Below are 11263 nucleotides of genomic sequence, written 5' to 3' on the forward strand. Positions count from 1 at the left end.
GCATGGGCAATTGGCAGATTACTCGTCCTTCTTGTCTCGCGACAGCAGGGCGATGGCCGCCTCTTTCGGGTTCTTACCCTCGTAGAGCACCTTGAAGATCTGCTCGCAGATGGGCATCTCGACGCCGCAGCGGGCCGCCAGCAGATGCACCTCTTTGGTGTTGCGATATCCCTCCACCACCTGACCGATCTCGGTCATGGCGGTGTTCACATCCTTGCCAGCCCCGAGGGCCAGCCCGAAGCGACGGTTGCGCGACTGGTTGTCGGTACAGGTGAGCACCAGATCCCCGAGCCCCGCCATCCCCATAAAGGTTTTGGCATCGGCACCCAGCGCCGCACCCAGACGCTGCATCTCCACCAGACCCCGGGTGATGAGTGCGGTTCTGGCATTGGCGCCAAACCCGAGCCCGTCGGAGAGACCGGCACCGATGGCGATGACGTTCTTCACCGCCCCACCCAGCTGCAAGCCAACGAAGTCCGGATTGGTATAGACCCGGAACGAGCGGCCACAGTGCAGCAGATGGGAGAGATCGTCGGCGAACTCATCGTGGGTCGAGGCGACCGAGATGGCGGTCGGCAGACCGGCAGCCAGCTCCTTGGCGAAGGTGGGGCCGGAGATCACCGCCAGCGGTATCTCGTCACCCAGTACGTCGCGGGCCACATCCTGCAGCAGACGGCCACTGTCCGGCTCCAGACCCTTGGTGGCCCAGGCGATACGGGTATCGGGGCGCAGGAAAGGTTTGATCCGGGTCAGCACATCACCAAATACATGGCTCGGCACGACCAGCAGCAGCACGGGGGCAGCCTGTACCGCACGTTGCAGATCCGCAGTCAGTTGCAGATCGGCAGGAAAAGGGACATCAGGCAAAAATGCCTTGTTGCAGCGGTCTTGTTCCAGCTCGGCGACATGAACGGGGTCGTGACCCCACAGCAGGGTCGAATGACCGTTGCGCGCCAGAGAAATGGCAAGGGCGGAGCCATAAGACCCCGCCCCCAAGACCGAGATAGCGATCTGATCAGCCATTATCAGGCTTCCGCAGTCGCCTGCTGGGCCTGTGCTTGCGCCATGTGCTGGGCAAACAGGGCATCGAAGTTGACCGGTGCCAGGTTCAGCTGCGGGAAGGAACCCTTGCTCACCATGTTGGCCACGGCTTCGCGGGCATACGGGAACAGGATGTTCGGGCAGAAGGCAGCCAGGCAGTGAGCCAGTTGCGGCTCCGGCAGGTTACCGATGGTGAAGATACCGGCTTGCTGTACTTCGCACAGGAAGGCAGTTTCGGTTTCCAGTTTGCAGGTCACGGTCAGGGTCAGGACAACCTCGTAGACGTTCTCAGCCAGGATGTTGGTCTTGGTATCCATATCCAGCTTGACGTCCGGCTGCCACTCTTTCTGGAAGATGTGCGGGGTGTTCGGCGCTTCGAAAGAGACATCCTTGGTGTAAACACGCTGGATGTGGAATTCCGGTTGTACTTCCTGGTTGTTGATCTCGTCAGCCATTTCGTTTGATTCCTTGTTATATGGATAAGTGGGCTCAGGCCCTGCTTAAATCAGCGTTTCTTGGTTACCGGCAGATTTTCTGCACGCCATTGGGCCATGCCACCGCCGAGCACATAAACCTGCTTGAAGCCAGCTTTGCTCAACTGACGGCCCGCGCCGCCCGCAGTCATTCCCGACTCGCACACCACTATGATGGGGGCATCTTTATGCTTTTCAACCGGGCCCAGATTATTGCTCTGGATCTGGGTCAGCGGCAGGTGCTGGGCACCGGCCAGGTGGCCCTTGGTGAACTCGTCCTGACTGCGAATATCCACCACGGTGGCGTTCTCGCGGTTGATCAGCAGGGTCGCGGTGTGATTGTTGACGGTTTTTACCGGAGACAAACGGGCACGCACAGTGGTGTAAACCAGGGTGCCAGCCAGACCCAACCAGGCTGCGGTCAGCAGCGGGTTACGGGCCGCAAAATCCAAATACTCTTGCATCTTCTACTATCCAGGGACCAAGACAAGGGCCCGAGTATACATGGGGGTATTGATAAGATCAGCCATCTTGGCGGCAAAGCGCGAGCAGGCTCCCATCATCTTTGGGCAGCGAGCATGGCAGGAAGGGCATGGCTTGCGGGGCCGCGGGAGCGCCCCTTGGCTATCAGGTGACTATTTCGGCAGATGTAGTAATATTACGCTAGTTTCATTTCCCGCATTTTTTCCAATCCGAGAGGACATAGTCTTATGTCAACAGCTAAGAAACCTTTGGTTCTGGTCATCATGGACGGTTGGGGCTACAGCACCAAGCAAGAGCACAACGCCGTCGCTGCCGCCAAGACTCCCAACCTCGATCGTCTGGCCCGTGACTACACCAGCACCCTGATCTCCGGCTCCGGTCTGGACGTCGGTCTGCCGGATGGCCAGATGGGCAACTCCGAAGTGGGCCACGTCAACATCGGCGCCGGTCGCATCGTCTATCAGGAGCTGACCCGCATCTCCAAAGACATCCAGGACGGCGACTTCTTCCAGAACGTCGAGCTGGCCAAGGCTGTTGACGCTGCCGTCACCAACGGCAAAGCCGTTCACATCATGGGTCTCATGTCTCCGGGTGGCGTACACAGCCACGAAGAGCACATCATGGGCATGATCGAAATGGCTACCAAGCGTGGCGCCGAGAAGATCTATCTGCACGCCTTCCTGGATGGCCGCGACGTTCCGCCGCGCTCCGCCCAGTCCTCCATCGAGCTGTTCGACGCCCTGTTCGCCGAGCTGGGCAAGGGTCGTTTCGCCTCCATGATCGGCCGCTACTTCGCCATGGACCGTGACAACCGCTGGGATCGCGTGCAGCAAGCCTATGACCTGATGACCCAGGGCAAGGGCGAGTTCACCGCCGAGAGCGCCACCGAAGCGCTGGCTGCCGCCTATGCTCGCGACGAGAACGACGAGTTCGTCAAAGCCACCCGCATCGGCGAAGCTGCCCCGATGATCGACGGCGATGCGCTGATTTTCATGAACTTCCGTGCCGACCGTGCCCGTGAAATCACCCGCGCCTTCGTTGACACCGACTTCACCGGCTTCGCCCGTGCAGTCGAGCCGAAGCTGAACTTCGTGATGCTGACCGAATACGCGGCCGACATCAAAACTGCCTGTGCCTACCCGCCGACCGCTCTGGTCAATACCCTGGGTGAGTGGCTGGCCAAGCAGGGCAAGACCCAGCTGCGCATCTCCGAAACCGAGAAGTATGCTCACGTCACCTTCTTCTTCAACGGTGGCGAAGAGTCCTGCTTCACCGGCGAAGATCGCGAGATCGTGGCCAGCCCGAAAGTGGCGACCTATGACCTGCAGCCGGAAATGAGCTCCGAAGAGCTGACCGACAAGCTGGTTGCGGCCATCAAGAGCGGCAAGTACGACGTCATCATCTGTAACTACCCGAATGGCGACATGGTTGGTCACACCGGTGTGTTCGATGCCGCCGTCAAAGCCTGTGAAGCCGTTGACCACTGCATCGGTCGCGTGACCGACGCCCTGGCCGAAGTGGGTGGCGAGTGCCTGATCACTGCCGACCACGGTAACGCCGAGAAGATGCTGGACGAAGAGACTGGTCAGGCCCACACCGCCCACACCAATCTGCCGGTTCCGCTCATCTATTTCGGTCGCAAAGCCGAGGTGGTTGAAGGTGGCAAACTGTCCGATCTGGCCCCCACCATGCTGACCCTGATGGGTCTGCCGGTGCCGCCGGAAATGACTGGCAAGCCCCTGATGATTCTGAAATAATCCTTCCCCATGCGGGGATGCGAAGTTATTTCACAGAAAACCAGTCGCGTCGGCCTGTTGGCCGGCGCGCTGTTTTTTTGCCTGTCGTTTGGCGCCAGCACACCGGCTTTGGCCGCCAATCAGCAGCTGGGCACCATGCAGTCCCAGATCAAAGAGCAACAGAAGACCATCAAGCTCAGCAAGCAGGAGCTTGCCAAGCTCAACACCCAGCTCAAGGCTGACGAGCAGGCCATCTCGGCCGCCGCCGCCAAACTCAACCAGACCAGGCAGCAGTTGAAGCAGAACCAGCAGACGCTGGCGACCCTGCAAAAAGACAAGCTGGCGCTGGAAGTTCAAGCCAAACATCAAAAGCAGTTGCTGGCCAAACAGGCGGAGAGCGCCTTTCAAGCGGGCAACCACGACTACCTGAAACTGCTGCTCAATCAGCAGGATCCGGCCAAACTGAGCCGCTCCCTCGACTACTACGACTACCTCAACAAGGCCCGCATCGAGGCCATCGACGCCCTGCGCGCCACCCGTGACAAGCTGGCGAAAAACCAGCAGGCCACCAAAGAGACCGAAACCAGACTGCAGACCCTGCTTGCCGAACAGCAGGAGCATCACCAGACCCTGCTGGCCAGCCAGCAGAGCCGGGCCAAGGTGCGCAACCAGTTGCAGCAGTCGGTACAGGATGACGAGCAGAAGCTCACCAAGCTGGTCAAGGCGGAGAAGGCGCTGAAAGCCCGGCTGGAAGAGCTGCGCCGCAAGCGGGAAGAGCAGGAGCGCCGTGAACGGGCCGAGCGGGAACGGCTGGCCAAGCTGAAAGCGGAGCAGGAGCGTCAGCGCAAGCTGGCCGAACAGCGCCGCGCCGAGCAGCAACGACTCGCCGCCCAGCAGAACAAAACCGTCAAACCGGCAGAACCGACCGAAGAGGTAGCCAGCAGCAAACCGGAGCGCGGCTCGGGCATCAGCAGTGCCGGTCACTACAGTGGTCTCAAGACCAATGGCAGCCTGCGCTGGCCGGTACAGGGACCGATCCTCATCTCCTACGGTTCGCCGCGCACCGCCCAGCTCAAGTGGAAAGGCACCCTGATCGGCGCCAGCGAAGGGACCCAGGTCAAGGCGGTCGCACCGGGACAAGTGGTTTACGCCGACTGGCTCGACGGCTTCGGTATGCTGCTGGTAATCGATCACGGTAAGGGCTATATGAGCCTCTACGGTCACAATCAGTCGCTGCTTCGTCAGGTGGGCCAGAATGTGGAACAGGGTGAACCGGTGGCACTGGTCGGTGACAGTGGCGGTCAGGACAGACCGGGCCTCTACTTCGAAATTCGCTATCAGGGCGAGGCGATCAACCCGACCAAATGGCTGGCCAAGGGTTGAGTCAACCCGGCCGACAAACGCGTCACACGCTCACTAGCAAAAGCCTGCCTCACGCAGGCTTTTGTCATTTCAGGAGTACAGCAACCCGCTGTCACTCCCATTTGATGAAAAATTACCTATTTTTTCGCTCGGCTCAGGGGAAGACAACCAGACCTATCTGCTCCAGCAATGTCTGCTGCTGATCCTCGTTGATCTGTACTCCCTGCAGATCGACCCGGCGCAGATCCAGCCCTGGCAGATCGCACTGGCGCAGATCGCAGCCCTGCAGCTTGAAGCTGGTCCAGTCAATCTGGCCAAACTCGGAGCCGCTGAGATCGGAACCCGCCAGCGAGGCACCAAACAGGTTGGCCCCCTGCCAACGGTTGCCGGTCAGCTCGCACTTCTCCAGCAGGCAGCCCTCGAAGCTGGCGTAGCTGAAGTTGTTGCCGGTCAGATGGGCCTCGCAGAAGTAGCTTTTGGCGGTGATCTGGTTGGCGAAGCTGGCATGGCTGAAGTTGATACCGACCGCCTGACAGTTGCGCAGCTCCAACCCCAGACACTGGCTGCGGCTGCAATCGGCCATGGTGAGATCGCAGCGTAGAAAGCTGGCCTCGCGCAGATCGCAACCCTGCAACAGGCAGCCCCGTTCACTCTCCCGATCGTAGAAGCTGCAGTCAATGAAGCGGCTATCGCTCAAATCCAGCCAGGAGAAATTGCATCCGATAAAGCGGCACTCCGAGAACAGCTCCCCCTCCACATCCTGTTGCTCGAACCGGACATCCACGAACTGCTTGCCTCTGATCATCGGAAAACTCCTGCAAAAACGGCTTCATATGCTGACTTTATCCGCCAAAAACGGTAATGTTACATGTAACATCCACCCTGGACACCCCTATGAGCCCCACCCGCAAGCGCCGCCCCACCCTGCAAGATATCGCCGACCAGACCGGCGTGACCAAGATGACTGTCAGCCGCTATCTGCGCGACCCGCAGACCGTGGCGGAGGGGACCCGCGAGCGGATCGCGGCTGTGGTGGAAGAGCTGGGTTATATCCCCAACCGGGCACCGGATATTCTCTCCAACGCGACCAGCAAGGCGATCGGCATCCTGATCCCCTCCCTCTCCAATCAGGTTTTCTCGGCGGTGATCCACGGCATCGAGTCGGTGACCCGACCGGCCGGTTACCAGACCCTGCTGGCCCACTACGGCTACAGCCCGGAGCGGGAGGAGGAGCAGGTCGCGTCCCTGCTCTCCTATCACGTGGATGGGCTGATCCTCTCCGACAGCCAGCACACAGAGCGCACTCGCAAGATGATCGCCACCGCCGGCATTCCGGTGGTAGAGACCATGGATCTGCCGCAAACCCCCATCGATATGGTGGTCGGCATGGACCATAGAGCAGCGGCCCGGGCCATGGTAACAGAGATGCTGCGCCGGGGCCGTCGCAAGGTGGTCTATCTGGGGGCGCGGCTCGACGTGCGTACCCAGCTGCGGATGGAGGGTTACTATCAGGCGATGACCGACTTCGGCCTTACCGGCCAGCATCTGCTGACCGAACAATCCTCCAGCTTCACCCTGGGGGGCGAGTTGCTGGATCAGGCGCTGGTGCGCTATCCCGACCTCGACGGCCTGTTCTGCACCAACGATGACCTGGCGGTGGGCGCCCTGCTGCAGTGTCAGGCAAAGTGGATCCCGGTGCCCCAGCAGATCGCCATCGCCGGTTGCAACGCTCTCGACATCGGCCACGCCATGACCCCCAAACTGGCCAGTATCGCCACCCCGCGGGAAGCGATCGGTCGGGAGGCGGCCACCATGCTGCTGGCGCGTCTCAACGGCCAATCCCAACCCGACACCCGCAAGGATATCGGCTTCTCCCTCTATGTCGGGGAGAGTCTGGGCTGACCCCCAGCCATCATGGCGTGTTTAACCGCTATGATGGCGCATCCTGCAACCTCTTATCACCATCCTCTGCTCTATGCTGGCCCGGCATTACAGCCACATTTCAGGAGCAGAAAATGAACAACACCGAACGATTGCGAGCCTGCCTGCAGCGCGTTGTCTGCGATCCTCGCTTTACCCTGGCCGAGCTCGACCAGTGGTTCACCCCGGATTACTGCCAGCAGGTGAACGGCGAGCAGCTCGACTACATTGCCTTTTGCCAGCACATTGCGGCGCTGAGAGCTCATCTGGCCGAAGCCACTATCGAGTTCGTCGCCACAATCGCGCAAGGGAACAGGGTGCACTCGACCCATGTGGTGCGATCTACCCGCCACGATGGCGCCCCGCTGGTCTGCAAGGTGAGCGGTCTCTTCACCTTTCGCGACGGCAAGATCTGCCAGACCGACGAGGTGACCTGCCTGCTGAGCGGCAGCAAGCAGGATGCCGACATAGGTTCACGACGCTGAGCCACGCCGGGCGAAGCGCTGGAGCGCGCGGGAGAAGGCGGCGGGATCTTCGTAACCGAGCAGGTCTGCAATCTGCACCGATGTGACCCCCTGATACTGCAACTGGCGAGCCCGCCCCATCACCACCTGCTCGCGCCACTGGCGGAAGGTACAACCCAGCTGCTGGAGGAAAAGCCGGTTGATAGTGCGCAGCGAAGCGCCGCAATCCATGGCCAGCTCGGCAAGCATGGTGTTGATTGAGGGCGCCTGACAGAAACGCTCCAGCACCCGCAGCAGGCGCGGGTCGAGGTTGGCCGCCAGCGCAGGCTGGGCTGCTTGCGGAGTAGCTCGCACCAACTCGTGGCCAATCACTGTCAGATAGGCCTCCTGCTCGGTCCCCTCCTCCAGATCGCTCAGGCGGGCAAAAAGCCCTGCCAGCAGCGGCGTTACCTGCCGCAGACCAAAAGGGGCTGATGTGGACGAATCGGTATAGATAAGCGACAGGCGAGAGTGGCGCAGCACGCGAAACTCGTGCTCCCAGCCCGTAGGAATAAAGCAGAGCTGGCCGGCAACCAGCAGCTCGCTGGCAGCACCGCCGGTGATAACGCCACCACCTTCGTGCATGTAGCAATACTGGGCCTGCGGATGACAATGCAGCGGAGTGAAGTGCCCTTGCGGGCAGGAGCGATGGAGAAAGGACATATCGGCCAGCCGGATAAGAAACCGACCACGACCATAAGGGAGCAGACGGCACCCTGTAAATGGCTTTTCCGCTGTCAGAATGGCCAAAAGAAGCAGGCCACCCGAGGGTGGCCTGTTTGGTTTTCTGCACAACTGATGCTTAGCGTTTTACCAACTCAACCGCTTCGCGGGAGAGGCGAGTCACCTCTTCCCAGTTGCCGCTCTTGACCGCATCGGCCGGCAGCATCCAGGAGCCGCCGACGGTGGCCACGCACTTGAGCGCCAGATAGTCGGCCACGTTTTTCGGGCCGATACCGCCGGTCGGGCAGAACTTCACCTGGGGCAACGGCGCGGCAATGGCGGAGAGCGCCTTGGTGCCGCCGTTCGCTTCAGCCGGGAAGAACTTCAGGTGGTCGTAGCCCGCTTCCAGCGCCTGCATCACTTCAGACGGAGTAGCTACGCCCGGGATCAGCGGTGCAGTGCTCTTGGCTGCGTGGGCCAGCAGGGCCGGGGTCATCCCCGGGGAGATGACGAAACGAGCACCGGCAGCAACGGCTGCGTCAAACTGCTCGCAGTTGAGCACGGTACCGGCACCGACCATGGCATCCGGCATCGCCTTGGCAATGAGGGCGATGGCATCGAGCGCCACCGGGGTGCGCAGGGTGATTTCGAAGACAGAGATGCCGCCGTCGAGCAGCGCCTTGGCCATCGGCAGGGCCTGATCCAGCTCGTTGATAACCATCACGGGTACCAGCGGGGAGGCGGCAAACACATCGGCCGGGGTCACTTTCCAGTTCTGCATAGCTCTTCCTTAGTCAAAGATGGTAGCGCCACACTCGGCGCTCGATACCGCGCGACGCATCACGCTGAACAGTTCACGGCCCCACCCCTCTTGTTCCAGAGTGAGGTCAATCTCGGCCTGGGTACGGCCACTCAAATCGGTCAGACAGTCGAGGCTGCCGTTTACCGCGTCAACCCGCAGCAGGTCGCCGTCAGCAAGCAGGCCGATGGCCCCGCCGTGCAGCGCTTCCGGAGTGACGTGGATGGCGGCCGGGATCTTGCCGGAGGCACCGGAGAGACGACCATCGGTGACCAGCGCCACCTTGTAACCCGCCTTCTGCAGGTTGCCGAGCACCGGCATCAGCTTGTGCAGCTCCGGCATGCCGTTGGCGGCCGGGCCATTGTGGCGCACCACGATCACGGCATCCTGATTGAGATCGCCCGCCTTGTAGGCCGCTTCCACCGCATGTTGGGAGGAGAAGACCCGCGCCGGTGCTTCAATCACCCGATACTCGGGAGCCACGGCGGAGACCTTGACCACGGCGCGGCCCAGATTGCCCGCCAGCAGCTTGGTGCCGCCGGTGGCCTGGAACACGCTACCGGAAGGTGAAAGCACGCTCACATCGCCGCTTTCGCCCACCGGCTGCCATACCAGCTGGCCATCGACCAGTGCCGGACGGCTGAGGTAATCCTGCATCTCGCCAAAGACCGGAGTGGCATCCATGTGGATCAGCCCCTCTTGCGCCAGACGGCGCATCAGGCCGGGCACGCCGCCCGCCTGCTCGAAGGCGTTGACGTCGGCCGGGCCGTTCGGGTACATGCGAACCAAGAGCGGCACCACGTCGGAGAGATCGCTGATGTCATCCCAGGTCAGTACCAGACCGGCCGCGCGGGCCAGCGCCACCATGTGGATGCTGTGGTTGGTGCTGCCGCCGGAGGCGAGCAGGGCCACCAGACCGTTGACCAGCGAGCGCTCATCCAGCACCTCGCTCAGCGGGCGATAGGCCGGGGAACCCGGGATCATGGCGCTGATACGGCGGGCCGCTTCGCCGGTCAGGGCGCGGCGCAGCTCGCTATGCGGGTGCACAAAGGCGGAGCCCGGCAGCATCAGGCCCATGGCCTCGAACACCAGCTGGTTAGTGTTGGCGGTGCCGTAGAAGGTGCAGGTGCCCGCCGCGTGGTAGGCGCCGCACTCCATCTCCAGCAGGGCATCACGGCCCACTTCACCGGCGGCGTACTTCTGACGCACCTCCACCTTCTCGTCGTTGCTGATGCCGCTCGCCATCGGGCCAGCAGGAACAAATGCAGTCGGCAGGTGAGCGTGAGAGAGGGCCCCCATGATCTGACCCGGAGCGATCTTGTCGCAGATACCGAGCAGCAGGGTGGCATCAAAGGTGTTGTGAGAGAGCGACAGTGCGGTCGCCTGGGCGATCAGGTCGCGGGAGAAGAGGGACATATCCATCCCCGGCTGACCCTGGGTCACGCCGTCGCACATGGCGGGCACGCCACCGGCGACCTGGGCACTGTGGCCCAGCTCGGCCAGTACCGCCTTGATCTGATCCGGATAGCCCTGATAGGGCTGATGGGCGCTCAGCATATCGTTGTAGGCGGTGACGATGCCGACGTTGGCACGGGTCATATCGAGAATGCGACCCTTCTCGTCACTGCTGCAGGCGGCCACGGCGTGGGCCAGGTTGCCGCAGGCCAGCGCGGCGCGGGTCTTGCCCTGCTCTGCCTGACGCTGGATGCGGGCCAGAAATGCCTGACGACGGGCGACACTGCGCTCACGGATGCGGGCGGTGACGTCGGAAATTACCTGATGAATCATTGGGCTTGCTCCAATGCTGTGACGGCGCGGTCAACCACCTGTTCGAAGGTGCCGTCGATATCAATGTGGAATACACCGGCTTCGCCATCCGGGCGCTCCAGGGTATCGAACTGACTTTGTACCATGCTTTCACGCATGAAGTGGCCCTTGCGGGCACGCATCCGCTCGAGGATCAGCGGCTGGCTGCCATCGAGGAAGATGAAGCTGACCGACTCGTTGCCTTCGCGGATCTGGTCGCGGTACTTCTTTTTGAGGGCGGAACAGACAATGATGCCGGTCTCGTTCTTCTGCTCGAGACTGTAGGCGGCGTCGCGGATCCGCTCCAGCCAGGGGGCACGATCCTCATCGTTGAGGGGGTTGCCACCAGCCATCTTCTGGATGTTGGCCTTGGGGTGCAGGTCATCACCATCGATGAACTTGGCGCCCAGCGCTTCGGCCACTTTCAGGCCCACGCTGGATTTGCCGCTACCACACACACCCATCACGATAATGCAC

General features: G+C 61.6%; 12 protein-coding genes. 4 read left to right on the top strand and 8 right to left on the bottom strand.

Annotated elements, in window-relative coordinates:
* Positions 1-18: 18 nt before the first annotated feature.
* Genes gpsA through AACS18_RS18740 form a run of 3 tightly spaced genes read right to left on the bottom strand, consistent with a single transcriptional unit; the run spans position 19 to position 1978 of the window.
* The gene (gene gpsA / locus AACS18_RS18730) at positions 19-1023 is read right to left on the bottom strand and encodes an NAD(P)H-dependent glycerol-3-phosphate dehydrogenase (protein WP_042656911.1); all 1005 of its coding nucleotides are present in this window, start codon (positions 1021-1023) and stop codon (positions 19-21) included.
* A 2-nt stretch (positions 1024-1025) separates the two neighbouring features.
* Positions 1026-1496: a protein-export chaperone SecB gene (gene secB / locus AACS18_RS18735; RefSeq protein ID WP_005340639.1), complete on the bottom strand. Its 471-nt coding sequence runs from the start codon at positions 1494-1496 to the stop codon at positions 1026-1028.
* A 50-nt stretch (positions 1497-1546) separates the two neighbouring features.
* The gene (locus AACS18_RS18740) at positions 1547-1978 is read right to left on the bottom strand and encodes a rhodanese-like domain-containing protein (RefSeq protein WP_108613011.1); all 432 of its coding nucleotides are present in this window, start codon (positions 1976-1978) and stop codon (positions 1547-1549) included.
* A 246-nt stretch (positions 1979-2224) separates the two neighbouring features.
* Between AACS18_RS18740 and gpmM the strand changes: the two genes are divergently transcribed.
* Complete coding sequence (gpmM, locus tag AACS18_RS18745) at positions 2225-3754, top strand: 2,3-bisphosphoglycerate-independent phosphoglycerate mutase (protein WP_108613012.1); 1530 nt, start codon at positions 2225-2227, stop codon at positions 3752-3754.
* 9 nt (positions 3755-3763) lie between these two features.
* A complete protein-coding gene (envC, locus tag AACS18_RS18750) occupies positions 3764-5116 on the top strand; it encodes a murein hydrolase activator EnvC (protein ID WP_108613013.1) in 1353 nt (450 codons plus the stop codon).
* A gap of 133 nt (positions 5117-5249) precedes the next feature.
* Here the strand turns inward: envC and AACS18_RS18755 are convergent, their stop codons facing one another.
* Positions 5250-5900, bottom strand: a complete 651-nt coding sequence (locus AACS18_RS18755; RefSeq protein WP_108613014.1) for a Qnr family pentapeptide repeat protein — start codon at positions 5898-5900, stop codon at positions 5250-5252.
* An 89-nt stretch (positions 5901-5989) separates the two neighbouring features.
* Between AACS18_RS18755 and AACS18_RS18760 the strand changes: the two genes are divergently transcribed.
* Positions 5990-6997: a substrate-binding domain-containing protein gene (locus AACS18_RS18760; protein ID WP_076493932.1), complete on the top strand. Its 1008-nt coding sequence runs from the start codon at positions 5990-5992 to the stop codon at positions 6995-6997.
* 113 nt (positions 6998-7110) lie between these two features.
* Positions 7111-7500 carry a nuclear transport factor 2 family protein gene (locus tag AACS18_RS18765; protein WP_108613015.1) on the top strand — a complete coding sequence of 130 codons (390 nt, stop codon included), beginning with the start codon at positions 7111-7113 and terminating at the stop codon, positions 7498-7500.
* On the opposite strand, the gene AACS18_RS18770 is transcribed toward AACS18_RS18765, so the two are convergent.
* The 4 genes from AACS18_RS18770 to AACS18_RS18785 all read right to left on the bottom strand — a co-directional run.
* Entirely contained in the window at positions 7489-8181 is a 693-nt protein-coding gene (locus AACS18_RS18770) for a helix-turn-helix domain-containing protein (RefSeq protein ID WP_108613016.1), read from the bottom strand. The genes AACS18_RS18765 and AACS18_RS18770 overlap by 12 nt on opposite strands.
* Before the next feature lie 139 nt (positions 8182-8320).
* Positions 8321-8962, bottom strand: a complete 642-nt coding sequence (locus AACS18_RS18775) for a bifunctional 4-hydroxy-2-oxoglutarate aldolase/2-dehydro-3-deoxy-phosphogluconate aldolase (protein WP_108613017.1) — start codon at positions 8960-8962, stop codon at positions 8321-8323.
* Positions 8963-8971: 9 nt separating this feature from the next.
* Positions 8972-10768, bottom strand: coding sequence for a phosphogluconate dehydratase (gene edd / locus AACS18_RS18780; protein WP_108613018.1), 1797 nt, complete (start codon positions 10766-10768; stop codon positions 8972-8974).
* Positions 10765-11263 (bottom strand): gluconokinase (locus AACS18_RS18785; protein ID WP_108613020.1); only part of this gene is annotated, 499 nt, incomplete at its 5' end. The genes AACS18_RS18785 and edd, both read right to left, overlap by 4 nt.

The sequence above is a fragment of the Aeromonas sp. HMWF015 genome (assembly GCF_963878965.1).
Taxonomy (GTDB): domain Bacteria; phylum Pseudomonadota; class Gammaproteobacteria; order Enterobacterales; family Aeromonadaceae; genus Aeromonas; species Aeromonas veronii.